The sequence below is a fragment of the Curtobacterium sp. MCLR17_059 genome (assembly GCF_003234665.1).
In the GTDB taxonomy this organism is placed as follows: domain Bacteria; phylum Actinomycetota; class Actinomycetes; order Actinomycetales; family Microbacteriaceae; genus Curtobacterium; species Curtobacterium flaccumfaciens.
Genome location: NZ_QKSU01000013.1, coordinates 66,161 through 90,593, shown reverse-complemented (window position 1 = coordinate 90,593; position 24,433 = coordinate 66,161). Strand labels below are relative to the sequence as shown.

Annotated in this window: 21 protein-coding genes; 5 read left to right on the top strand and 16 right to left on the bottom strand. The window is 71.1% G+C overall.

The features are described 5' to 3' along the window. Nucleotides 1-592: 592 nt before the first annotated feature. The 15 genes from tyrS to infC form a co-directional block, all read right to left on the bottom strand. Nucleotides 593-1,906, bottom strand: coding sequence for a tyrosine--tRNA ligase (gene tyrS, locus DEJ12_RS15915; protein ID WP_111030722.1), 1,314 nt, complete (start codon nt 1,904-1,906; stop codon nt 593-595). Nucleotides 1,907-1,969: 63 nt separating this feature from the next. Further along, nucleotides 1,970-2,668, bottom strand: coding sequence for a DNA-3-methyladenine glycosylase (locus tag DEJ12_RS15910; RefSeq protein ID WP_111030721.1), 699 nt, complete (start codon nt 2,666-2,668; stop codon nt 1,970-1,972). Continuing rightward, nucleotides 2,665-4,101, bottom strand: a complete 1,437-nt coding sequence (gene argH / locus DEJ12_RS15905) for an argininosuccinate lyase (RefSeq protein ID WP_111030720.1) — start codon at nt 4,099-4,101, stop codon at nt 2,665-2,667. Before argH ends, DEJ12_RS15910 begins: the two co-directional genes overlap by 4 nt. Before the next feature lie 77 nt (nt 4,102-4,178). Next, nucleotides 4,179-5,375 (bottom strand): argininosuccinate synthase, encoded by a 1,197-nt coding sequence (locus DEJ12_RS15900; protein WP_111030719.1) that lies wholly within the window; start codon nt 5,373-5,375, stop codon nt 4,179-4,181. Between the two features lie 18 nt (nt 5,376-5,393). Then, complete coding sequence (gene argF, locus DEJ12_RS15895; RefSeq protein WP_071405139.1) at nt 5,394-6,317, bottom strand: ornithine carbamoyltransferase; 924 nt, start codon at nt 6,315-6,317, stop codon at nt 5,394-5,396. Beyond that, the gene (locus DEJ12_RS15890) at nt 6,314-7,537 is read right to left on the bottom strand and encodes an acetylornithine transaminase (protein ID WP_111030718.1); all 1,224 of its coding nucleotides are present in this window, start codon (nt 7,535-7,537) and stop codon (nt 6,314-6,316) included. The genes argF and DEJ12_RS15890 overlap by 4 nt, the downstream gene beginning before the upstream one ends. After that, nucleotides 7,534-8,586: an acetylglutamate kinase gene (argB, locus tag DEJ12_RS15885; RefSeq protein WP_110865442.1), complete on the bottom strand. Its 1,053-nt coding sequence runs from the start codon at nt 8,584-8,586 to the stop codon at nt 7,534-7,536. Before argB ends, DEJ12_RS15890 begins: the two co-directional genes overlap by 4 nt. Beyond that, complete coding sequence (gene argJ / locus DEJ12_RS15880; protein ID WP_111030717.1) at nt 8,586-9,785, bottom strand: bifunctional glutamate N-acetyltransferase/amino-acid acetyltransferase ArgJ; 1,200 nt, start codon at nt 9,783-9,785, stop codon at nt 8,586-8,588. The genes argB and argJ overlap by 1 nt, the downstream gene beginning before the upstream one ends. Continuing rightward, nucleotides 9,782-10,879, bottom strand: coding sequence for an N-acetyl-gamma-glutamyl-phosphate reductase (locus DEJ12_RS15875; RefSeq protein ID WP_111030716.1), 1,098 nt, complete (start codon nt 10,877-10,879; stop codon nt 9,782-9,784). The genes argJ and DEJ12_RS15875 overlap by 4 nt, the downstream gene beginning before the upstream one ends. A gap of 77 nt (nt 10,880-10,956) precedes the next feature. Then, on the bottom strand, nt 10,957-13,449 hold the full coding sequence (gene pheT / locus DEJ12_RS15870; protein ID WP_111030715.1) for a phenylalanine--tRNA ligase subunit beta: 2,493 nt from the start codon (nt 13,447-13,449) through the stop codon (nt 10,957-10,959). Continuing rightward, the gene (pheS, locus tag DEJ12_RS15865; protein ID WP_027466550.1) at nt 13,449-14,489 is read right to left on the bottom strand and encodes a phenylalanine--tRNA ligase subunit alpha; all 1,041 of its coding nucleotides are present in this window, start codon (nt 14,487-14,489) and stop codon (nt 13,449-13,451) included. Before pheS ends, pheT begins: the two co-directional genes overlap by 1 nt. Before the next feature lie 96 nt (nt 14,490-14,585). Further along, on the bottom strand, nt 14,586-15,437 hold the full coding sequence (locus DEJ12_RS15860; RefSeq protein ID WP_111030714.1) for an RNA methyltransferase: 852 nt from the start codon (nt 15,435-15,437) through the stop codon (nt 14,586-14,588). Between the two features lie 65 nt (nt 15,438-15,502). Next, on the bottom strand, nt 15,503-15,886 hold the full coding sequence (rplT, locus tag DEJ12_RS15855; RefSeq protein ID WP_017887975.1) for a 50S ribosomal protein L20: 384 nt from the start codon (nt 15,884-15,886) through the stop codon (nt 15,503-15,505). A 27-nt stretch (nt 15,887-15,913) separates the two neighbouring features. Further along, the gene (gene rpmI / locus DEJ12_RS15850) at nt 15,914-16,108 is read right to left on the bottom strand and encodes a 50S ribosomal protein L35 (protein WP_017887976.1); all 195 of its coding nucleotides are present in this window, start codon (nt 16,106-16,108) and stop codon (nt 15,914-15,916) included. Between the two features lie 61 nt (nt 16,109-16,169). Next, nucleotides 16,170-16,844 (bottom strand): translation initiation factor IF-3, encoded by a 675-nt coding sequence (gene infC, locus DEJ12_RS15845; protein WP_081827403.1) that lies wholly within the window; start codon nt 16,842-16,844, stop codon nt 16,170-16,172. A gap of 314 nt (nt 16,845-17,158) precedes the next feature. Between infC and DEJ12_RS15840 the strand changes: the two genes are divergently transcribed. Then, complete coding sequence (locus DEJ12_RS15840; protein ID WP_027466553.1) at nt 17,159-17,509, top strand: DUF1844 domain-containing protein; 351 nt, start codon at nt 17,159-17,161, stop codon at nt 17,507-17,509. Between the two features lie 75 nt (nt 17,510-17,584). Here the strand turns inward: DEJ12_RS15840 and DEJ12_RS15835 are convergent, their stop codons facing one another. Beyond that, nucleotides 17,585-18,925, bottom strand: coding sequence for a phosphotransferase (locus DEJ12_RS15835; protein WP_258370514.1), 1,341 nt, complete (start codon nt 18,923-18,925; stop codon nt 17,585-17,587). A 128-nt stretch (nt 18,926-19,053) separates the two neighbouring features. On the opposite strand from DEJ12_RS15835, the gene DEJ12_RS15830 reads away from it, so the two are divergent. From DEJ12_RS15830 to DEJ12_RS15815, 4 genes are all read left to right on the top strand, one after another. Then, nucleotides 19,054-20,526, top strand: a complete 1,473-nt coding sequence (locus DEJ12_RS15830) for a CHAD domain-containing protein (RefSeq protein ID WP_111030713.1) — start codon at nt 19,054-19,056, stop codon at nt 20,524-20,526. A 20-nt stretch (nt 20,527-20,546) separates the two neighbouring features. Then, complete coding sequence (locus DEJ12_RS15825; protein WP_111024335.1) at nt 20,547-21,002, top strand: MaoC/PaaZ C-terminal domain-containing protein; 456 nt, start codon at nt 20,547-20,549, stop codon at nt 21,000-21,002. A gap of 90 nt (nt 21,003-21,092) precedes the next feature. Then, complete coding sequence (locus DEJ12_RS15820; protein WP_111030712.1) at nt 21,093-23,009, top strand: glycoside hydrolase family 2 protein; 1,917 nt, start codon at nt 21,093-21,095, stop codon at nt 23,007-23,009. Between the two features lie 150 nt (nt 23,010-23,159). Then, nucleotides 23,160-24,389: a hypothetical protein gene (locus DEJ12_RS15815; protein WP_181433052.1), complete on the top strand. Its 1,230-nt coding sequence runs from the start codon at nt 23,160-23,162 to the stop codon at nt 24,387-24,389. Nucleotides 24,390-24,433 lie beyond the last annotated feature (44 nt).

Genomic DNA, 24,433 nt, shown 5'->3' with positions numbered 1-24,433 from the left:
CTCTCCGTAAAAAAATACAGACCCAACACCCGAAGGCATCAGACCGAGTTGATTCTGACTGTTGACTGTCTACTGACAATCTTCAATCCAAAAGGAATTGCTTCATGACCCGGTCAGCAAGCCGACCAGGCACGAGGTCAATCAATAAATTGGCATTGACAATGTGCACGCTGTTGAGTTCTCAAGGACCAGACGCACTTGCTCCTCGGCTCGAGTTCGAGCTTCAGCCACAAGGCTTGTGTTCTTGGCTTGCCACCGGTTGTTCGTCGGACCCGGAGGTCCAGTGGCTCATCCCGAGGGGAGAGAACCGGTGGGCTTGTCATCCTAGGCGTCGAAGCGATCCGGCGCAAGGCCCGATCTGAACTTCAGTGGAGGATGGTCCCGCTTGAGGGCCGACGTGCTCTGGGCTTTCGCTCCAGCCGCTCCGCCGCACCTTTGGGGTGACGAGTAAGAACTATACGCAGCCCTGAGCGAGTGCGCCAAGCCAGCCCCCATCCCGGGCGTGTCGCGTTGTGCAACACACGTCGCCCGGACGCAGCGATGCCCGGTTCCTCAGGGGAACCGGGCATCGCAGGGGGTCGAGCAACCGGGATCAGGCGAGCGTCACTCCGGCGAGGGTCTTCTTGCCACGACGGAGGACGAGCACTCCCCCGGGCAGGGCGAGTCCGGACAGCGGGGCGGCCGGGTCTTCGGCCCGGACGTTGTTCACGGAGACGCCGCCCTGGTCGATCGCGCGGCGGGCTTCACCGAGGGACTTCACGAGTCCGGTCTCCACGAGTGCCCGTGCGACGTCCGCTCCGGAGTCGAGCGTGACCGACCCCGGCAGCGCGGCGATCGCCGACCGCAGGGTCTCCGGGTCGAGCGCACCGAGGTCACCGTTGCCGAACAGCGCGGCCGCGGCATCGATCGCCGCCTGGGTCGCCGCGACTCCGTGCACGATCGAGGTGACCTCGAAGGCCAGGGTCCGCTGGGCCTCTCGTCGGAAGGGCTCGTCGGCGACGGCCTGCTCGAGTCGTTCGATCTCGGCGCGCGTCAGGAACGTGAACTGCCGCAGTCGGGCGATCACGTCGGAGTCCGTCGTGTTGAGCCAGAACTGGTACATGGCGTAGGGCGAGGTCATCTCGGCGTCGAGCCAGATCGCGTTGCCCTCGCTCTTGCCGAACTTCGTGCCGTCGGAGTTCGTGATGAGCGGGGTCCCGAGGGCGTGCACCGTGGCACCTTCAGCACGACGGACGAGCTCCGTGCCCGAGGTCAGGTTGCCCCACTGATCCGAGCCACCGGTCTGAAGCGTGCACCCGTACTGCCGCCAGAGTTCGCGGTAGTCGAGCCCCTGGAGGATCTGGTAGCTGAACTCGGTGTAGCTGATCCCCGCATCGGAGTTCAGGCGCGCGGCCACCGCGTCCTTCTTGAGCATCGAGTTGACGCGGAAGTACTTGCCGACGTCGCGCAGGAAGTCGATCGCGGACAACGGGGCGGTCCAGTCGAGGTTGTTCACCAGGCGGACGCCGTTGTCGCCGTTCGGACTGAGGAACCGGGACACCTGGGTCTGCAGCCGGGACACCCACTCCGCCACGGTCTCCGGCGTGTTCAGCGTGCGCTCGGCCGTGGGACGCGGATCGCCGATGAGACCGGTCGAACCACCCACCAACGCGAGCGGCTTGTGCCCCGCGAGCTGCAGCCGCCGCATGGTCAGGAGCTGCAGGAGGTTGCCGCAGTGCAGTGACGGCGCGGTCGGGTCGAACCCGCAGTAGTACGTGATCGGCTCACCGTCGAGGGCCTCTTGCAGCGCGGTCTCGTCGGTCGAGACCTGCACCAGACCGCGCCACTGCAGTTCGTCCCACACCGAGTCGAAGGCGGGGTCGTTCTGCTGGCGCGTCAGGACGTCTTGAGCGGTATCACTGGACACCCCGCCATCGTAGCGGCGACGGACGTCCGGCAGGCGCGGCGGCCGGGAGGCCCGTGGCCGGGTTCACGAGTCGAGGGCGCCCTTGTGCCGCCGGTACGTCGAGACCGTGGGGTCACCCGTCAGCCAGAAGCGCCAGGGGTACCGCGCCCCGCCGGCGATGCCGCCGACGCCGGTGCGCGGCCCGCGGGAGATCCGCGGGACCGCAGCGCCCGCGGGCGGACCGGCCAGGGTCTCGGACAGGAGCTCGTCGATCACGTGGGCCGGTCCGGCGGAGGCGAGCCGGGCCTCCAGGCCGGGTGCCAGGGTGAGCACGAACGGGCCGGACCCGTCGAGGAGCGACGTGCCGTCGTCCTGCCCGAGGACCGCTCCGAGCGCACCACCGAGGTTGCCGGGCCCGCGTGCCAGGGCGACGTCCGCGACCTTCGACCCGCGACGCGCTCGCGCGACGTGAAGTCCCTCGACGACCTGCGCACCGCGCAGCAGGGAGCCCGACGAGGTGCCGGCCGGCCCGCTCACGACGTTGACGCAGGTGTGGATGCCGTACGAGCGGTAGGCGTACAGCGTGCCGGGCGGCCCGAAGAGGTGGCGGTTGCGCTCCGTCATCCCCCGGTGACCGTGTGATCCGGGATCGGTGGGGCCGGAGTAGGCCTCGACCTCGGTGATGCGGAGCGCCACGCCGCGCCCAGCGATCGTCGCACCGAGCAGGGCCGGCGCGGCGATCGGGGCGGGCTCGGCGAGCAGCGCGGCGATCCCCTCGGTCATCGCGAGAAGGGCGCGCCCTCGGCCAGGTCGCGGACGCGGCGGGTGACGGACGCGAGCTGCTCGGCGACCCGGTCGGGTGCAGTGCCCCCGACGCCGGAGCGCGATGCGACGCTGCCCTCGATGGTCAGGACGGCACGGACGTCGGGCGTGAGGTGCTCGGACACGGACCGGTACTCGTCGTCGGTCGGCTCGTCGAGCTCGATGCCGCGCTCCTCGCAGTACCGGACGAGCGCGCCGGAGACCTCGTGCGCGTCGCGGAACGGGACGCCCTGCCGGACCAGCCACTCGGCGACGTCCGTCGCGAGCGAGAAGCCCTGCGGCGCGAGCTCGGCCATCCGGTCGGTGTCGAAGGTCAGGGTCGCGATCATGCCGGTGAACGCGGGCAGCAGGACCTCGAGCGTGGCGACGGAGTCGAAGACCGGCTCCTTGTCCTCCTGCAGGTCGCGGTTGTACGCGAGCGGCAGTCCCTTGAGGGTCGCGAGGAGCCCGGTCAGGTTGCCGATCAGGCGCCCCGACTTGCCCCGGGCGAGCTCGGCGATGTCCGGGTTCTTCTTCTGCGGCATGATGCTCGAGCCGGTCGAGAAGGCGTCGTGGAGCCGGACGAAGCCGAACTCCTTCGTGTTCCAGAGGATGACCTCTTCTGACAGGCGCGAGACGTCGATGCCGATCTGCGCGAGGACGAACGCGAACTCGGCGACGACGTCCCGGGCGGCCGTGGCGTCGATCGAGTTGTCCGCCGGGCGGTCGAAGCCGAGCTCCGCGGCGATCGCGGCGGGGTCGAGGCCGAGCGAACTCCCTGCCAGCGCACCGGCACCGTACGGGCTGACGCTCGCGCGGCCGGCCCAGTCGCGGAGGCGCTCGAGGTCGCGGACGAGCGGCCAGGCGTGCGCGAGCAGGTGGTGGGCCAGGAGCACGGGCTGCGCGTGCTGCAGGTGCGTGCGCCCCGGCATGATCGCGCCCGGGCGCTCGGTCGCCTGCTGGGTGATCGCGTCGACGAGGTCGATCACGAGTCGGCCGATGCGCCGCCCGTGGTCGAGCATGTGCATGCGACCGAGCGTGGCGATCTGGTCGTTGCGGCTGCGACCCGCGCGGAGCTTGCCGCCGAGTTCGGGACCGAGGTCGGCGATGAGCAGGCGTTCGAGGGCGCCGTGGACGTCCTCGTCGGAGTCGTCGGGCTGCAGCGTGCCGTCGGCGTGCGCCGCTTCGAGCCGGTCGAGGCCGGCGAGCATGCGTTCGAGCTCGCCGGCGGTCAGGTAGCCCGCGGTGTGCAGCGCCCGGGCGTGGGCACGGGACCCCGCGATGTCGTAGGGCGCGAGCTGCCAGTCGAAGTGCGTCGACTTCGAGAGCGCAGCGAGGGCCGCACTCGGGCCGTCGGCGAAGCGGCCGCCCCAGAGGGCACCGGTGTTGGTGGCGTCGGTCTTCTCGTCGGTCATGTCGTCCTGCGTCGTTTCGTCGGTGCCCGGGTGAGGCTGGGGCCGCGGGCTGTTGGTCGGTGCGGGGCTGCTGTCGGTCAGTTCGCCGCGTCGCGGCGGGCGGAGATCTTGCTGGGCAGTGACCAGAGCTCGATGAACCCCCTGGACACGGACTGGTCGAACGCGTCGCCGGTGTCGGACGTTGCCAGGTCGAAGTCGTAGAGGCTCTGCTCCGACCGACGGCCCGTCACGGTGGCACGCCCGCCCTGCAGCCGCAACCGGACGTCGCCGGAGACGTGCTGCTGGGTGTGCTCGACGAAGGCGTCGAGGCTGCGCTTGAGTCCGCCGAACCACAGGCCGTCGTAGACCAGGTCGGCCCACTCGGACTCGACGCCGCGTTTGAACCGGGCGACGTCGCGCTCGAGGGTGAGGCTCTCGAGCTCCTCGTGCGCGGCGATGAGCGCGATCGCGGCCGGCGCCTCGTAGACCTCGCGCGACTTGATGCCGACCACCCGGTCCTCGACGACGTCGATCCGCCCGACGCCGTGCTTGCCGGCGACCGCGTTGAGCTCCTGCACCATGCGCAGCACGCTGAACCGCTGCCCGTCGAGGGCGACCGGGACACCGCGGTCGAAGGTGATCGTGACCTCGTCGGCCTGCTGCGGGAGCGCCGGGTCCTGCGTGGTCGAGTAGAGGTCGTCTGCGGGGGCGGTCCACGGGTCCTCGAGGAGCCCGGTCTCGACCGCTCGGCCCCACACGTTCTGGTCGACCGACCACGGCTCCCGCTCCGAGTGCTGGATCGGCAGGCGGTGCTCCTGCGCGTAGGCGATGGCGCGGTCGCGAGTCAGGGCGAGGTCCCGCACCGGTGCGACGGTCCGCAGGTCCGGTGCGATCGCCGCGACGGCTGCCTCGAAGCGGACCTGGTCGTTGCCCTTGCCGGTGGAGCCGTGCGCGACGCTGTCGGCACCGAGTTGCTTCGCCGTCAGCGCGAGGTGCTTCGCGATGAGCGGGCGGCTCAGTGCCGAGACGAGCGGGTACCGCTTCTGGTAGAGCGCGTTGGCCCGGAGCGCCGGCACGATGTACTCGTCGGCGAACTCGTCCTTGGCGTCGACGACGAGTGACTCGACGGCGCCGCAGTCGAGCGCACGCTGCCGGACCGCCTCGAGGTCCTCGCCGCCCTGGCCGACGTCCACCACGAGTGCGACGACGTCCTTGCCGGTGGCGTCGCGCAGCCAGCCGATCCCGACGGAGGTGTCGAGACCGCCGGAGTACGCGAGGACGACGCGGTCAGCCACTGGTGTCCGATCCGTCGGCTAGTCGTTGGCGAGCAGCCAGGCCAGCAACGCCTTCTGGGCGTGCAGACGGTTCTCCGCCTCGTCCCAGATGATGCTGCGGGGGCCGTCGATGACGTCGGCGGTCACTTCGAACCCCCGGTCGGCCGGCAGGCAGTGCATGAAGACGGCGTCGTCGGCGGCGTGCGCCATGAGCGCGTCGTCGACGCGGTACCCCGCGAAGGTGTCGAGGCGCGACTGCTTCTCGGACTCCTTGCCCATCGACACCCAGGTGTCGGTGACGACCACGTCGGCACCCGCGACCGCGGCAACCGGGTCGGTCACCACGAGGACGGAGCCGCCCGTCACGGCGGCGCGTTCCTCGGCGTCGGTGACGACCTGCGCCGACGGGGAGAACTCGGCGGGGGCGGCGACGCGGACGTGCATGCCCGCTGTCGCCCCGGCGAGCAGGTACGACTGCGCCATGTTGCTCGCACCGTCGCCGATGAACGCCACGGTCTGCCCGGCGAGGGCGCCGCGGTGCTCACGGATGGTGAGCAGGTCGGCGAGGAGCTGGCAGGGGTGGAAGTCGTCGGACAGCGCGTTGACGACGGGGACCGTCGTGCCGGCGGCCATCTCCTCGAGCCCGGCCTGACCGTAGGTGCGCCACACGATCGCCGACACCATGCGCTCGAGCACGCGGGCCGTGTCCGACGGGGTCTCCTTGCCGCCGAGCTGGCTGTTCGCCGTCGAGATGATCAACGGGCTGCCGCCGAGGTCGGAGATGCCGACGTGGAAGGACACCCGCGTGCGGGTCGACGACTTGTCGAAGATCACCGCGACGCTCTGCGGACCGGCCAGCGGCTTCTCCGCCCAGCGGTCGGCCTTCATGCGGTCGGCGATGTCGAGGATCGCGGACTGCTCGGCCTGGCTCAGGTCGTCGTCACGGAGGAAGTGGCGGGTCATGCGGTGGGCTCCTGCGCTGCGGCGACGGCCGCGAGGCTCTGGGCGAGGATCGACAGGAACTCGTCGATCTCGGCGTCGGACACGATGAGCGGCGGCGCGATGCGCAGGCTCGACTCGTTGGGGGCGTTGATGATGAGGCCACGCTCGAGGGCGGCAGCGTTGACGGCCGGACCGATCGGACCGGTCAGACCGACGCCGATGAGCAGGCCGGTGCCACGGACCTCTTCCACCAGCGGGGAACCGATGGCGCTGATGCCGTCACGGATCCGCTCGCCCTTGACCACTGCGCCGGCGACGAGTTCCGCACGCTCGATCTCCTCGAGCACCGCGTTGGCGACGCGGGTGCCGAGCGGGTTGCCGCCGAAGGTCGAACCGTGCTGCCCGGCCGAGAACAGGTCGGATGCCCAGCCGAACGTGACCAGGGCGCCGATGGGGAAGCCCCCGGCGATGCCCTTCGCGACGGTGATGGCGTCCGGCGTCACACCGTGGCCCTGGAACGCGAACCAGTTGCCGGTCCGGCCGACACCCGTCTGGATCTCGTCGAGGATCAGCAGTGTGCCGTGCTCCGCGGTCAGTCGGCGTGCCGCCAGCAGGAAACCCTCCGGCAGGTCGACCACGCCGGCCTCGCCCTTGATGGGTTCGAGGATCAGGGCGGCGACGGAGTCGTCGATCGACGCTTCGAGCGCCTCGATCGAGGTGTCGATGTGCTCGACACCCGGGATCATCGGCAGGAAGTCCTGCTGCAGCGCGGGCTTGCCGGTGAGCGCGAGCGCGCCCATCGTGCGGCCGTGGAAGCCCTGCTTGAGCGCGAGGATCCGGGTCTTGGTGCCGTCCGCACCCTTGTTGAGGCGAGCGAGCTTGAACGCAGCCTCGTTCGCCTCGGCGCCGGAGTTGCCGAAGTACACGCGGCCCGCGTCACCCGCGCCGGTGATGCGCTTGAGGCGCTCGGCGAGTTCGAGCTGCGGCGGGGTGGCGAAGTAGTTCGACACGTGCACGAGCTTCGCGGCCTGGTCGGCGATCGCCTCCACCAGGGCGGGGTGCGCGTGGCCGAGCGAGTTCACCGCGATGCCGGCGAGGAAGTCGAGGTACTCGTTGCCCTCGACGTCCCAGACGCGGCAGCCCTGGCCGCGCTCGAGCATGATCTTCGGCGGGGTCAGGGATCGCATGAGCGACGCCCCGAACCGGTCGTTCCAGGTCTCGGTCTGCGTCTCGGTGCTCACTGCTGGTGTCCCTTCTCGTCCGTACCCGCCACGTGCTGGCCGGTACTGCTGTCGATCGACGGCGACGCCACGCGACGGCCGATCTCGGCGTGGGTCATCTGGTTCTCGGTTCGTCGGCTCGGGTCCGGGATCACCTCGGTGCCCGCACCCCGCAGGGTGAAGACCTCGAGCAGGATCGAGTGCGGGATCCGGCCGTCGATGATCGTCGCACCGCCGACCCCGCCGACCACGGCGTCGAGGCACGCGGTCATCTTCGGGATCATCCCCGACTCGAGGCTCGGCAGGAGTTCGCGGAGCTCGTCGACGGCGATGAGGTCGACGATCGAGTCACGGTCGGGCCAGTTGCGGTACAGGCCGGGGACGTCGGTGAGCATCATGAGCTTCGAGGCCCGCAGCGCGATCGCCAGGGCACCCGCCGCAGCGTCCGCGTTCACGTTGAGTGCCTGGTCGGGGTGCGCGTCGTCGATCGCGATGCTCGAGACGACCGGGATCCGGCCTGCCTCGATCGCGGCGAGCACACCGGACGGGTCGACGTGGGTGATGTCCCCGACGTGGCCGAGGTCGTACTCCTGCCCGTCGACGACGACGCCCTTCTTCTCGCCGGTGAACAGCGAGCCGCCGTCGCCGAACACGCCGACGGCCAGGCCCTCGCCGTGTTCGTTCATCAAGTCGACGATCTCGCGGTTGACCTCGCCGGCCAGGACGTCGCGGACGACCGTGATCGCCTCGGTCGTCGTGACGCGGTAGCCGCCGCGGAACTCGGACTCGATGCCCTGTTCCTTGAGGGCGGCGGAGATCTGCGGCCCCCCGCCGTGCACGACGACGGGGTGCAGGCCGGCGTAGCGCAGGTAGACCATGTCCTCGGCGAAGGCGCGCTTCAGGTCCTCGTTCACCATGGCGTTGCCGCCGAACTTGACCACGACGACCTTGCCCGAGAAGCGCTTGAGCCAGGGAAGCGACTCGATGAGCGTCGCGGCCTTGACCGCGGCGAACTCGTGTTCTTCTTCCTTCGTGAGGGGCGTGCCGGCCCCGTTCGTGTCCGCCGCCATCAGCTGGAGTACGCGCTGTTCTCGTGCACGTAGTCGTGCGTGAGGTCGTTGGTCAGGATCGTGGCCGAGTGCGTGCCGACACCGAGGTCGATGCGCACGTGGGTGTCACGCGGGGTCAGGTCGACGGAGTCGCTCGGCTCGTCGGGTGCGCCCGCGTGGCAGACCCGGACGCCGTTCATGCTGACGTCCACCGCGTACGGGTCGAACTCGGCGTCGGTGGTGCCGATCGCTGCGAGCACCCGGCCCCAGTTCGGGTCGTTGCCGAAGACCGCAGCCTTGAACAGGTTGTTCCGGGCGACGCTCCGACCGACGGTCACGGCGTCGTCCTCGGTCGCGGCGTGCACGACCTCGATCGCGATGTCGTGGCTCGCACCCTCGGCGTCCTGCTGCAGCTGGCGGGCCAGGTCGGCACAGACCGCAGTCAGGGCCTCCTGGAAGTCACCGACCTCGGGCGTCACGCCGCTCGCACCCGACGACAGCAGGACCACGGTGTCGTTCGTCGACATGCAGCCGTCGGAGTCGACCCGGTCGAACGTGATCCGGGTGGCGGCGCGGAGCGCCTGGTCGAGCTGGTCCGGCGTCTGCACGGCGTCCGTCGTGATGACGACGAGCATCGTCGCGAGGCCCGGGGCGAGCATCCCCGCACCCTTGGCCATGCCGCCGACGGTCCAGCCGTCCTCGGTCACGACGGACTGCTTGGCCTTCGTGTCCGTCGTCATGATCGCGGTGGCCGCATCCGGACCGCCGTCGTCGCTGAGTGCCGCACTCGCCAGGTCGACGCCGCGGAGCACGTTGTCGCGGAAGGTCTGGTCGCCCACACCGATGAGCCCGGTGGAGCAGACGACGACGTCGCCGGCCCCGATCCCGAGGGCGTCGCCCACGGCTTCGGCCGTCAGGTGCGTGGTCTGGAAGCCGAACGGGCCGGTGAAGCAGTTCGCGCCGCCGGAGTTCAGGACGACGGCACGCGCGACGCCGTCACCGATGACCTGGCGGGACCAGATGACGGGGTGCGCCTGGGCCCGGTTGCTGGTGAAGACGGCGGCCACGGCCGCGTCGGGGCCGTCGTTGACGACGAGGGCCACGTCCGGCTTGCCGCTCGTCTTGAGGCCTGCGGTGATACCGGCGGCGCGGAAGCCCGCTGCCGCGGTGACGCCCTGGAGGCCCGGCTCGGTCTGGGTGGTCGTGCCTGCGTCGGTCACGGTGCGACTCCGTCCACGCTGAGGCCCGTGGTCTCGGGGAGACCGAGGGCGATGTTCGCCGACTGGACGGCGGCGCCGGCCGTGCCCTTGGCGAGGTTGTCGAGCGCGGTCACCGCGACGACGCGGCCGGCGGCCTCGTCGACGGCGATGCCGACGAGCGCGGTGTTCGCACCGATCGTGTCCGCGACCCGGGGGAACTCGCCCTCGGGGAGCAGGTGGACGAAGGGTTCATCGGCGTACGCCTGCTCCCAGGCGAGTCGGACGTCGCGTGCGCTGACGCCGGGCGAGAGCTTCGCGGTGGTGGTCGCCAGGATCCCCCGCGACATCGGGACCAGGACCGGCGTGAACGAGATCGTCACGTCGGCGGCCCCCGCGACCTGCAGGTTCTGCTGGATCTCGGGGACGTGCCGGTGCGAGCCACCGACGGCGTAGGCGCTGGCGGACCCCATGATCTCAGAGGCCAGGTAGGTGGTGGCCAGCTTCTTGCCGGCGCCACTCGGGCCGACGCTGAGCACCGCGACGAGGTCGTCGGACTCGACGAGGCCGGCCTGGATGCCCGGCTGGATGCCGAGCGTCACCGCGGTGACGTTGCAGCCGGGGACCGCGATGCGCTTCGTGCCGACCAGGGTGGAACGCTGCTTGCCCTGCGATGCGATGTCGTCGACCTCGCGCCATTCATCGGCCGAACCCGGGGTGGGCGCCGCGAGCAGGAGCTCGGGCAGACCGTACGTCCACGCGCCGAAGTAGTCGCCGCCGTAGAACCGCTCCCACGCCGCCGGGTCCGTCAGCCGGTGGTCCGCGCCGCAGTCGATGACGAGCGCGTCGTCGCCGAGTTCCGCGGTGATCGCTCCCGACTGCCCGTGCGGCAGCGCCAGGAACACCACGTCGTGCCCGCGCAGCGTCTCGGCCGTTGTCTCCGCCAGCGTCAGGTGCGACAGGGAACGGAGGTGCGGCTGCGTCGCGATCAGGGGCTGTCCGGCGTTCGAGAACGCCGTCACCGTCCTGACCTCGAACTCGGGGTGGGCGGAGAGCACGCGCAGGAGCTCACCACCCGCGTAGCCGGAGGCTCCCGCCACGGCGACGGATACGGACATGGGATTCCACCTTTGGTCGGACTGGTCGTCGAGAGAGTCGGAGGCGGCGACCCCGGGCGGTGCTGATCCCGTGTGGGTCAGTCGCGCAGGGTCGCCCCGAATCGCTCGCCGGCACGTCGGACAGCGCCGTCACGGGCCTCGGTGGCCTCGGCAGCGGTCAGCGTGCGGTCCGTGGCACGGAAGCGCAGCGCGAACGTCAGGGACTTCTGTCCCTCGTCCACGCCGGAGCCCCGGTAGTCATCCACGAGCCGAGCATACTCCAACAGGTCTCCGGCGCCAGAGCGCACCGCATCCAGCACGTCGCCGGCCGGCACGTCGGCGTCGACGACGAGCGAGAGGTCCTGCGTGGCCGCCGGGTAGGAGACGATCGGCGCGACCGCGACGAGTTCCGGGGCAGCGGCGACGAGCGCGTCGAGGTCGAGCTCGACGACCGCCACCACCCGGGGCAGGACGGCGGCCTCGGCCAGTTCGGGCAGGAGCTCACCGGCGACGCCCACGACCGTGCCGTCGACGAGCAGCGACGCGGCACGGCCCGGGTGCAGGGACGGGTGGGTCGTCTGCGCGACGGTCAGTTCGACACCGACGGCCCAGGCGACCTGGCAGGCCGCATCGATCGCGTCGGCGATGCCGAACGGCTCTGCCGTGGTGCCGGGCTGCTTGACGACCCGGTGGCCGGTGAGCAGTGCGGCGACGTGGAAGGGCTGGGCGGGCAGCGAGGCGTCCAGCGCCTCGAGCGTCGCACGGTCGGGCCGGGCGGCGCCCGCCGGGACCTCGTCGGTGCCGAGCGTCACGCCCGTCACCGGCAGGAACACCCGGGACGTCTCGTAGAGCGCGACGTCCACGAGCCCGCGCGACACGTTGCGACGGGCGGCGTCGACCAGGGCCGGAACGCCGCTGCGGCGCAGGAGGTTCTGCTCGCTGTCCAGGGCGTTCGCGAGCACGACGCTCGGTCCGCCCTGCGGGTCGATCCCCGGGTAGGCGTCCTGCGTGGCCGCCGACACGAACGGTGCCGTGACGACCTCGGTCAGGCCCGCCGCGGCCAGCGCCGAGGCGACCCGACGACGAGCCTGCTGGTGCCGGGTCAGGCCCCGGCCGGGCGGCGCGACCGGCAGCACGCTCGGGATCCGGTCGTAGCCGACGATGCGCGCGACCTCTTCGACGAGGGTGGTGTCGTCGGTCAGGTCGGGACGCCAGGTGGGCGGAGTGACCGCGAGCTGCTCACCGTCGGCCTCGACCGTGGCGCCGATCGCACGGAGCGTGTCGATGACCTCGGCGTCGGTGTAGTCGACGCCGACGAGCTCGGACGGACGCGAGAGCCGCATCGTCACGGTCGCCCGCGGCTCGGTGTCGACGAGCGTCGACCCGAGGGCGTCAGCGGTGCCGCCGGCGAGCTCGACGAGGAGCTCGACGGCACGGTTCGCCGCGGCCTCGGCCACCTGCGGGTCGACCCCGCGCTCGAAGCGACGGGATGCCTCGCTGGGGAGCTTGTGGCGACGAGCGGTGCGGGCGATGGAGACCTGGTCGAACCCGGCGGCCTCGATCAGGACGTCGGTGGTGCTCGCCGAGATCTCGGTGCGGGCTCCGCCCATGACGCCGGCGAGGCCGACGGGACCGTCGTCGTCGGTGATGACGAGGTCTTCGGGGTCGAGCTTCCGGACCGTGCCGTCGAGGGTCTCGAGCGTCTCGCCAGCGGTCGCCCGACGCACGCCGAGGCCGCCCGCGACGGTCTGCAGGTCGTAGCCGTGCAGCGGCTGGCCGAGCTCGAACATGACGTAGTTCGTGATGTCGACGGGCAGGGAGATCGAGCGCACCCCGGCCAGCGAGAGGCGCGACACCATCCAGGACGGTGTCTTGGCGGCCGGGTCGATCCCGCGCACGACGCGCGTGACGAACGTCGACGCTCCGACCCGACCCCGGATCGGGGCCTGGTCGTCGATGGTGACCCGGAACCCCTCGGCCGCACGCGGCGCGACGCGGTCGACGGGGTCGTGGAAGCTGGCTCCGGTGGCGTGCGCGTACTCACGAGCGACCCCGCGCATGCTGAGGACGTAGCCGCGGTCCGGCGTGACGTTGATCTCGACCGCGGCGTCATCGAGGCCGAGGAGCGCGACGGCGTCGGCACCGACGGTGGGGTCCATGCCGAGGTCGGCGAAGCGCAGGATGCCGTCGTGCTCTTCGCCCAGCCCGAGCTCGCGGGCCGAGGCGATCATGCCGTCGGACACGTGCCCGTAGGTCTTGCGGGCGGCGATCGGGAACGGCCCCGGCAGGACTGCGCCGGGCAGCGTGACGACGACGAGGTCGCCGACGTCGAAGTTGTGCGCGCCGCAGACGATGCCGCGAGGCTCGGCTTCGCCGACGTCCACCTGGCACCAGTTGATGGTCTTGCCGTTCTTCTGCGGCTCGGGGACGCGCTCGAGGACCCGACCGACCACGATGGGGCCGGTCAGGTCGAAGGTGTGGACGTCCTCTTCCTCGAAGCCGACCGACACGAGCGCCGCGTGGACGTGCTCGAGGGTGACGTCCTCGGGGAGGTCGACGGACTCACCGAGCCAACGGAGTGGGACGCGCATCAGACCACCGTTCCGAACTGCTGCGAGAAGCGGATGTCGCCCTCGAGGAAGTCACGCATGTCGTTCAGGCCGTTGCGGAACTGCAGTGTCCGCTCGATGCCCATGCCGAACGCGAAGCCCTGGTACTCGTCGGGATCGATGCCGGCGGCACGCAGGACGTTGGGGTTCACCATGCCGCAGCCACCCCACTCGACCCACCGCGCGCCACCCTTGGCGTTCGGCTGCCAGACGTCCATCTCGGCGCTGGGCTCGGTGAACGGGAAGTAGTTCGGGCGGAGCCGGATCTGCGCCTCGGCGCCGAACATCTGCCGGGCGAAGTGCTCGAGCGTGCCGCGCAGGTGCGCCATCGTCAGGCCCTTGTCGATCGCGATGCCCTCGACCTGGGTGAAGACCGGCAGGTGCGTGGCGTCGAGCTCGTCGGCACGGTAGACGCGACCCGGCGCGATGACGTACAGCGGGAGGTCACGCGACAGCAGCGACCGCACCTGCACCGGCGAGGTGTGGGTGCGCATGACCAGGTGCCGGTCGACGGGCTCGACGAAGATGGTGTCCGCCATGGCCCGGGCCGGGTGGTCCTGGTCGAAGTTCAGGGCGTCGAAGTTGAACCACTCGTGCTCGAGCTCGGGGCCTTCTGCCACTTCCCACCCCATGCCGACGAAGATGTCGGCGACGGCTTCGTTCAGCAGCGAGAGCGGGTGGCGGGAGCCGGTGGCGCGGTGGACCGGCAACGCGGTGACGTCGACGCGCTCGGCTTCGAGCCGTGCGCGTTCCTCGGCCACCGCGAGGACGGATTCCTGCTCGGCGATCGCCGCGTTCACCCGCCCACGGGCCTGCCCGACGAGCTTGCCCGCCGCGGCCTTCTGCTCCGGCGGCACACTGCGCATCGATGCGTTCATCCGCGCCAACGGTGACTGCTCACCGGTGTGCTCGGCCCTGGCCTGCTTCAGCTCGGCGACCGTCGTCGTGGCACGGACGGCGGCGAGGGCCGCGTCCACCGCGTCGGCGACGGCCGATTCGCTGATCTCGAGAGGTTCTGACACGAGACCCAAGCCTACCGGCCGTCGGGATACCACCCACCTGCACCGAGCGGACGGTGGATGACCGATGCCGACGACCGGCCTGGGGAGGGAGGAGCGTCAGCTCCGGAGCGCGAAGGCCGACTCGTACAGGCACACCGACGCGGCCGTGGCGAGGTTCATCGACTCCGCCTGCCCGTAGATCGGCACCTTGACGGCCCGGTCGACGAGCGCCAGGTCGTCGGCGGTGAGTCCGCGGGCCTCGTTGCCGAAGACCCACGCGGTCGGACCGTCGAGCATCCCCTCAGCGCGGACCACCGGCAGGTCGTCGCCCGAGACGTCCGCCGCGAGCACCGTGTAGCCGAGGGCCTTCGCCCGCTCGATCGTGTCGGCCAGGGTCACGCCGACGGACACCGGGACGTGGAACAGGGACCCGGTCGTCGACCGGACGACCTTCGGGTTGTACGGGTCGACCGAGCGTCCGGTCAGCACCACCGCGTCGGCGCCGGCTGCGTCGGCGGCCCGGATGATCGTGCCGGCGTTCCCCGGGTCCCGCACCTCTTCGAGGATGGCGACCAGTCCGGGCAACGCGGCCTGCTCGTCGGACGCATCACGGGCCTCCCGGTCGGCGGCGGCCGCAGCGTGGTCCGGGAAGACGTCCTTCACCGACGTCGGGAACTGCTGGCACACCGCCACCACGCCCTGCGGGGTGACCGTGTCGGCCATCGCGTCGAGCACCTGCTCGGTCACGAACCAGGTGTCCACCGGCGCGTCGTCCAGCCCGTAGCGGGCTGCGGCGGTCGGCGTCACGTAGAGCTCACGCAGGAGCTCCGGGGCGTACTCCAGCGCTTCGCGGACGGCTTGGGGCCCTTCCAGCAGGAACAGGCCGGTCTCGGCCCGGACGTCCTTCTTGGCCAGGGCCGCAACGGCCTTCACGCGTCCGGCACGGGGGTTCTCGAGGAGATCGCTCACGACCCAAGTCTAGGAACGACGAAACCCCCGCCGTGCGGCGGGGGTTTCGCGAGCAGAAGAACTGACTACGCAGCCTTCGGGGCCGAGGTGTCGGCCGGGAGGGCCTTCTTCGCGGTCTCGACGAGCGCGGTGAAGGTCTCGGGGTTGTTCACCGCGAGGTCGGCGAGGATGCGACGGTCGACCTCGACGCCGGCCAGGTTGAGACCCTGGATGAGGCGGTTGTAGGTCAGGCCGTTCGCACGGGACGCAGCGTTGATGCGCTGGATCCACAGGCGACGGAACTCGCCCTTCTTCGCGTGACGGTCGCGGTACGCGTAGACGAGGGAGTGGGTGACCTGCTCCTTGGCCTTGCGGTACAGGCGCGAACGCTGGCCGCGGTAGCCCTCGGCGCGTTCGAGGATGACGCGGCGCTTCTTGGCGGCGTTGACCGCTCTCTTTACTCGTGCCATTGCACTATTCCTTTACGATCCGGGGGCTCAGTGGCCGAGGAGCTTCTTGACGTTCTTCGCGTCACCCTTGGAGAGGACCTGGTCCTCGTTCAGGCGGGCCTTGCGCTTGGAGCTCTTGACCTCGAGGTTGTGACGCATACCGGCCTGCTGCTTCATGATCTTGCCGGTACCGGTGACCTTGAAGCGCTTCTTCGACCCGGAGTGGGTCTTCTGCTTGGGCATGGTGGTGCCTTTCCGTGGGATGGATGGGGGGGCCGCGTCGTTGCGGGTTCGGTCCGGGGACCTATTCGGCCGCGGCGTCCGTGGATTCCGCAGCTGCCTCGGACGTGGAACCGGCCTCGGCCTCGTCCTTGCCCTTCGCGGCGTGCTCGGTGGCACGACGCTCGGCCTTCTGTGCAGCACGCTTGGCGTTCTGCTCGCCCTTGACGTCGGACTTGTTCTTGAGCGGGGCGATGATCATCGTCATGTTGCGACCGTCCTGGGTCGGACGCGACTCGACGACACCGAACTCGGCGATCTCTTCCGCGAACTTCTGGAGGAGACGGACACCCTGCTCCGGACGCGACTGCTCGCGGCCACGGAAGAGGATCATCGCCTTCACCTTGTCGCCGCCGAGGAGGAACCCCTCGGCGCGCTTGCGCTTCGTCTCGTAGTCGTGCACGTCGATCTTCAGGCGGAAACGGACCTCTTTCAGGTCCGTGTTCACCTGGTTGCGACGGGCTTCCTTGGCCTTCTGAGCGGCCTCGTACTTGAACTTGCCGTAGTCCATGATCTTGGCCACGGGCGGCTTCGAGTTCGGCGCGACCTCGACCAGATCCAGTTCGGCTTCCTGCGCGAGACGCAGTGCCATGGCGATCGGGACAACGCCGACCTGCTCACCCTGCGGACCGACGAGTCGGACTTCGGGAACGCGGATTCGGTCGTTGGTACGGGGATCGGTGATGCGGAGCTCCTTCAATCAGGTGGTGGCCGTCCGGGGCGTTTGCCCTGGACGACAGCACGAGAGAGGAGATCTGACGCACGGGATGTCGACCCGTTCGGCAGCCGCCCTGCATCGGATCCGTGGGATCCGACCGACGGGTGCAACACGTGCACTCGCGGAGCGGTGGTGACCCGGTAGCCTGGTGGAACGCGGCCGCGGGTGGGAGAGACTCCTCTTTCGTGACACCGTCCGGGTGTTGTCGAGGATCTTGATCTCAGGAGAACTGATGTCAAGGGAACTGACGGCACACGGACAGCATCTGCCGCGAGCAAGCCTAGCAGAGGAGCACCGTGAGCGACACCCCGATCGACGACACCGGCATCGACGCCGCCAGGGACATCGCGGAGGTGCCGGCGGTCGAACTCATCAACACCGTTGCGGTGCACCTGCTCAGTGCCGCGGCCGTCAAGGTCGGCCTGGCAGACGACCCGCAGGAGCAGACGGACCTGGACGAGGCGCGGAAGCTGATCACCGCGCTGGCCGGCCTGGTCACCGCAGCCGCGACCGAGATCGGCGACCACCACGCCCGTCCGCTCCGCGACGGACTCCGGTCGCTGCAGCTCGCCTTCCGCGAGGCGTCGGCGATCCCGGACCCGATCGGTGCCGGACCAGGCGAGAAGTACACGGGTCCCGTCAACTAGACGACGTCACCCGGTGACGGACGGGAGGCCCGTGGCGGTGTCGCCACGGGCCTCCCGTCCGTTCGTGGGTCGCGGTCAGGACCCGCTGTCGCCGACCAGGCGCGCGACGGCCGCGAGCGGGATGCCGACCCAGTCGGGTCGGTTGCGGGTCTCGTAGACGACCTCGTAGACCGCCTTGTCGAGTTCGAAGGCGTCGAGCAGCGCGCCGTGGGCGGTGAGGTCCGCGCCGGTGCCCCGCTGGTAGCCCTCGAGGAAGCGTGCCCGCGCCTCGGCCGCCCAGGCGGCCGCGTCGACCCGTTCGGCGTCGTGCGCCAGCGCACCCGCGACGTAGTCGAACGAGCGGAGCATGCCCGCGACGTCGCGCAGGGTGACGTCCGGCAGCGAGCGTTCGTCGAGGGGGCGGAGGGGTTCGCCCTCGAAGTCCAGGAAGACCCAGCCACGGGGACCCGGTGCCGACAGGACCTGTCCGAGGTGCAGGTCACCGTGGATGCGCTGCAGGTCCGGCCACGTCGCGTCGGCGGCACGGGCGTAGACCGCGCGGATGGCGTCGGCGTGGTCGGCGACGGCCGGGGCCTCGCGGGCGGCGGTGTCGAGTCGGGCGTGCATCGTGGCGACGGCGGCGTCCCGTCGGGGCGCGTCGGCCGGTTCCGTCGGCAGCGCTCCGGCGAGGGTGCGGTGCACGTCGGCGAGCGCGGTGCCGAGCTGCTCGGCGCGGTCACCGAACGGCGTGCCGGCCTGCGCCTCCTGCAGGGCGACGCGCCAGGCGTCGTCGAGCCCGGGGAGGAACTCCTGGGCGAAGGCGAGGTGCCCCGTCGCCGTGCCGTCCGGGCGTCCGACGTCCGGCCAGTCGGCGCGGAGGGCGCCGTAGACCCGCGGCACACGCGTGCTGCCCGCCGCCGTGAGGGCGAGCTGCGTGGTCACGTCGGGGTTGTCGCCGTGGTGCAGCACGCGGAAGACCTTGATGATGACGCGGTCGCCGGACTCGGTGTCGCAGATGACCGAGGTGTTGGACTGCTCACCCGTCAGGACGCGGGCGGCGGTGACCCGGCCGATCGGGCTGAGGCTGTCCGGTGCCGCGTCGATGCGTGCGGCGAGTGCCGACACCCACGCGAGATCGGTGGTGGCGTCGACGACCGTGCCGTCGGGGCCGCTGGTGATCGGCGACTGGTAGAGGACGGGGACCGTGGGTGCCTCGTCGAGCACCAGCCGGGTCCCGTCGTCGGTCGAGATCGTCCGGAGGTGTGGCACGGACCCCTTCGAGGCGTACCAGCGGCGGTCGGCGATCCAGGACTCGAGGTCGCGGTCGCTCGGCGTGCTGGTGTCGGGGGCGCTGGTGTCGGGGGCGCTGGCGTCTGCGCGGGTGTCTGCGCTCGTGTCTGCGCGGGTGTCGGGGGCGCTGGGTGCTCCGTCGCTCATGCAGCGGAACCTACGCGCCGGGGCCTGGCGAGGTGCCGAGTCCCCCACAGGACGGGCCGCGGAGCACTCCGTCCACAGAACCCCGTTGCCCCCGATCTGACACGGGTGCGCCGGACGACACTTGCGGCATGCCCCGATCCGCTGCCGCTCCTGCCTCCGCCGCTGACGCTGCACCTGCGCTCCCCGACCCCCGCCGGACCTGGCGGATCCTCGACGACCGCAGGCTCCCCGCACTCGAGCCGTTCGCCGCCGACGTCCGCCGCCACCGAGCGGTGACGGTCCGCGAGACGGTGTGGGACTCCGACGACCGGGTGCTCGCTGCCGAGGGCGTCGTGCTCACACGCTTGCCGGACGACACCTGGACGATCGACCGGGGTGCTCACGGGGTCGGCCCGGAACCGCTCGACGGCGCGTCCGACGATCCCCCACGGGACGCCGTCGAGGTGTTCCTGCGTGGTCGTCCGCTGCGGACCGTCCTGGTCCGTGACACCACCACGACGCTCGTGACCCTCCGCGGCAGGGACGGCCGGGTGCGGGCCGAGGTCGCCGACGTGCGCGTGGACGACGGCGACCCGGACACCACCGTGCTGCGGTCGTCGCGGTGGTGGGCCCTGACGGACGACGGACGCGACGGCGCCACGGCACGAGCGGCCGAACGAGCGCTGCACGACGCGGCGACCGATCCGGTGGACGTCTCGTCGGTTCCGCTCCCCCGCGGCCCCGAGCCCGCCCCGGAGCGCCGACGCGGCCGAGCGAAGCGCCCCCGGTCGGACACCGCCGCCGGGTTCGTCCTGCGGGTGCTCGATGCCCTGCGGCGCGACCTGGTCGCGGTGGATCCCCGGGTACGGGCCGACGAGCCCGAGGCCGTGCACGACCTGCGGAAGGTGCTGCGCCGCCTGCGGAGTGTGCTCGCGGCGTTCCGCGGCGCGCTCGACCGCCAGGCGACCGAGGACCTCCGTGCCACCCTGGCCGAGACCGGACGGATCGCCGGGACCGCTCGCGACGCCGAGGTGCTGCACGCCGGCCTGTCCCGGTCGGCGGCAGACGCCCCCGACGGGTACGTGGACGCCGAGACCCTGGACCGCATCGGCGCCGAGACCGCGGAACGTCGCAGCGTCGCCGCTGCTGAACTCCGGCGAGCGCTGCGCTCCGACGCCTGGTTCCGGACACTCGATGCCCTCGACGACCTGCTGCTGCGGGCACCGGCCGGCCCGCACGCGGACGACGACGCGGCCACGTTCGCCGCCCGGCGCATCCGGCACGAGCGGGCACGCGTCGGTCGGCTGCTGGGTGATCCGAGCGATGACCTCGACACCCTGCACGAGGTCCGGAAGGCCGCGCGCCGGTTGCGCTACGCCCTGCAGGCGGCCGGTGACCTGCCCGACGTCGGGAAGCGCCGGCTCGGTCGACTGCGACGGGTGCAGGAGACCCTCGGCGAGACGCTCGACGCCGCACACGCCGCCGATGCGTACCGACGGCTGGCAGCCGTGGCAGCGCAGCACGGCGAGGACACGTTCGGGTACGGCGTCCTGGCGACGACCGAGCAGACGGCCAGCACGCAGGGCCTGCGCCGATCGCGGAAGCTGCTCGCGCGGCTCTGACCGGGTGCGAGAATCGGGCCGTGCCGCACTACTTCGAGGACCTCGCTGCCGGACAGACCTTCACGACGCCGGGGCGCACCATCACCGAGGCGGACGTGGTGTCGTTCGCCTCGTGGACGAACGATAACAACCAGGTGCACACGGACGTCGAGTTCGCGGGGAAGACCCGGTACGGCCAGCGGATCGTGCACGGGCTGCTCGGCACCTCGCTGTGCCTCGGGCTCATCGCGCGCACGGGCGTCTTCGAGGGATCCGCCGTGGCACTGCTCGGGATCGACCAGTGGCGGTTCACCGAGCCCGTGTTCATCGGCGACACCGTGACCTGCACCGTCGAGGTCCTCGGCACCCGGCTGACGAGCTCGGGAACGACCGGGATCGTCGAACGAGCGGTGGCCCTGCGGAACCAGCACGGCGTGGTCGTCCAGCAGGGACGGATGGACGTCATGGTGCTCACGCGCGACGCCGCGATCGGCTGAGCGACCGCTCGACGAGCGCCCCGCGGAACCTGCTCCGCGCAATCCCGACTCCCTCTTTACAACGATGTACCAGCACGGGAGCATGGACGCATGAGCACGCTCGACGGCATCGTGGCCGCACCTGACTCCGCTTCCGCCCCCGGCCTCCCCCTCGCTTCGCGGCAGGACGGCACGTACCCCCGGCCGCAGATGCTCCGCACCGCGTGGGCCGACCTGGACGGCACGTGGTCGTTCCGGAACGACGGCGACGACGACGCCTGGCGCACCGGCTTCACCGACGCCCGCGACATCGTCGTCCCGTTCCCGCCGGAGTCCCCGGCCTCGGGCATCGACGAGCCCGGGTTCCACCCGGTGGTCTGGTACTCCCGCGCGATCACCCGCTCGGAGCTCGACACCGCCGGGTTCGGCACCGGCGCGCCCCGGCTCGTGCTGCACTTCGGTGCCGTCGACCACCGTGCCCGCGTCTGGATCGACGGGCAGTTCATCGGTGGACACGAGGGCGGCCACACCCCGTTCTCCTTCGACGTCACCGAGGCGCTGACCACGGACCCCGACGCCGTGCACACCCTGGTGGTCCGCGCCGAGGACGACCCGCACGACCTGACCCAGCCGCGCGGCAAGCAGGACTGGCACGAGGACCCGCACGCGATCTGGTACCGCCGGACCACCGGGATCTGGCAGACGGTCTGGCTCGAGGCCGTGCCGACCGCCTCGATCGCGTCCCTGCGCTGGACGAACGTCGACCACGCGACCATGCGGCTGACGGTCCGGCTCGACGGTCACCGCACCGGCGGCGAGCGCCTGCGCGTCGAGGCCCGCTGGGACGACCGCGACGAGCACCTCGCCACGATCGAGACCACCGTCGGCGAGACCGGGGACGAGTTCGACGTGGTCGTGCCGATCGCGCGGCAGACGAACGGGCAGGCCGAGGACGAGCTGCACTGGACCCCCGACACGCCCCGGCTGATCGACGCCACGGTCACGCTGCTGGCGCGCTCCGGCAACGGCAACGGCAACGGCAACGGCAACGGCAACGGCAACGACACGACTGCGAGCACGGGCGCGCTCGACGCCGTCGCCAGCTACTTCGGGATCCGGACGGTCGGGGTCGACGGGGGCGCGTTCCTGCTCAACGGCCGACGCCACGACGTCCGCAGTGTCCTGAACCAGGGCTACTGGCCCGAGTCGCACATCGCCGCCCCGTCCCGCCAGGCACTCCGCCGCGAGGTCGAACTCATCAAGGAGCTCGGTTTCAACGCGGCCCGCAACCACCAGAAGGTCGAGGACCCGCGGTTCCTGTACTGGGCCGACCGACTCGGACTCATGGTGTGGGGCGAGGCCCCCGGCGCCTACGCGTTCTCCCCCCGCGCCGTGCAACGTCTGATGCGCGAGTGGATGGACGCCGTCGAGCGTGACGCCTCGCACCCGTCGATCGTCACGTGGGTGCCCGCCAACGAGAGCTGGGGGGTGCAGCACATCGCCACCGACCCGGCCCAGCAGGCCTACGCCCGGGCCCTCGCCGACGTCACGCGGGCATTGGACCCGACGCGTCCGGTGATCTCCAACGACGGGTGGGAGCACACGAACTCCGACATCGTCACGATCCACGACTACGAGGGCGACGGACCCCGGCTCGCGGCCACCTACGCGGACGAGACCGCACGGACCCGATTGCTCGGTGGCATCGGCCCGGCGGACCGCCGCATCCTGGTCGGCGGCGCCGAGGACCTCGGCCAGCCGGTCATGCTCACCGAGTTCGGCGGCGTGAACTACCAGCCGGGCGTCCAGCGCGAGGACGGCTGGGGGTACACGTCGGCCACTGACGGCGACGACTGGGTCGCCCGGATCACCGCGCTGTACGACGCGATCCGCGCGAGCTCGTTCCTCGCCGGGTCCTGCTACACGCAACTCACCGACACCATGCAGGAGACGAACGGCCTGCTCAACGCAGACCGCTCCCCGAAGGTCCCGATCGAGCAGATCCGTCGCGCGGTCACGGGGCGCTAGCCGGGAGGCCCGCACTTCGTGAGCAGGAATGGTCGGGTCCGGCAGACGGACCCGACCATTCCTGCTCACGAAGCACACGGGTTGGCTCGCGCCGGGCGGGTGGCGGCCCGCGATGCGGGGCGCGGCCTGCGATCTGGGAGGATCGGGCGGGTGACGAGCGTGGCGGAAGCGAGCCGGGCCTCCAGGCGGGGGTTCCGCAGCCTGCTGACCGGACGGCGCAGCGCCTGGACCGCACCGCTGCTGATCTGGGCGGGCTCGCGGGTGGTCAGCACGGTGCTGCTGGCGACCGTGTACCTGCTGGCGACCGCGAACGGCTGGCCGTTCGCCTCGTACCGGCAGGACCCCTCGTTCTTCACGTTCTCGGGCTCGTGGGACGCCTCGTTCTACCGGACCATCGCCGAGCACGGCTACCCCGCGACGCTGCCGGTCGACGACTCCGGGCACGTCCTGCCGAACGCGTGGGCGTTCCTGCCGGTGTTCCCCGCGGTGGTGCGGATCGTGATGACCCTGACCGGCGCCTCGTTCTGGGTCGCCGGGGTCGTGGTGGCGTCGATCGCCGGAGCGGGCGCCTGCGTGCTGCTGTACCGGCTGGTGCTCGCCGTCGGCTGCTCGCACCGGGCCCGCTGGGCGACGGCCCTGTTCGCGTTCGCGCCGACGGGGTTCCTGCTGCAGGTCGCCTACGCGGAGAGCCTGCTGCTCGTGCTGCTGTTCGGCGCGCTGCTGGCGCTTGTGCGGCGTCGGTACTGGCTGATCGCGCCGCTCGGTGTCGTGGCGGCGTTCACGAAGCCCGGCGTCCTCGCGCTGGCGCTGGCACTGGCCGTGCACCTGGTCGTGCGGTGGGTCGGAGCGCACCGCTCGGGGCGCGCTGCCGAAGTGTTCCCGTGGGGTGACCGGATCGCGATCGTGGTGACCGGCCTGGTCGTCGCGGCTGCCGGACTGGCGTGGCCCGTCATCGCGACGGCCGTGACCGGGCGACCGAACGCGTACCTGGACACCGAGCTGTCGTGGTGGGTGGGGTTCGTCGGGCGGCAGCACTTCGCGCCGCTGACACCGTGGTTCACGATGGCGTCGACGTGGCTCGGGCCGCTCGGCATCGTGCTCGTCGTGGTGGTGCTCGCCGGCGCCGTGTGGTTCTTCTCACGCAGGAGCACCCGGGCCCTGGGCACCGACGTGCTCGCGTTCACGGCCTCCTACGGGCTGTACCTGGTGACGGTGTTCCTGCCGCAGCAGTCGTTGCCGCGGTTGCTCATGCCGATGGCGCCGCTGCTCGGCTCGGACGTCTTCGTGGGGACACGGCGGCGTGCGGTGACGTGGCTGGTCGTCGGGGTGTGCCTGCAGCCGGTCGCGATCGTGCTGCTGTGGTTCCTCGGGTACCCGTGAGCGGTGCTGTCCGTCGGCGCTGCAAGACACCGGTGTTCGCCGGT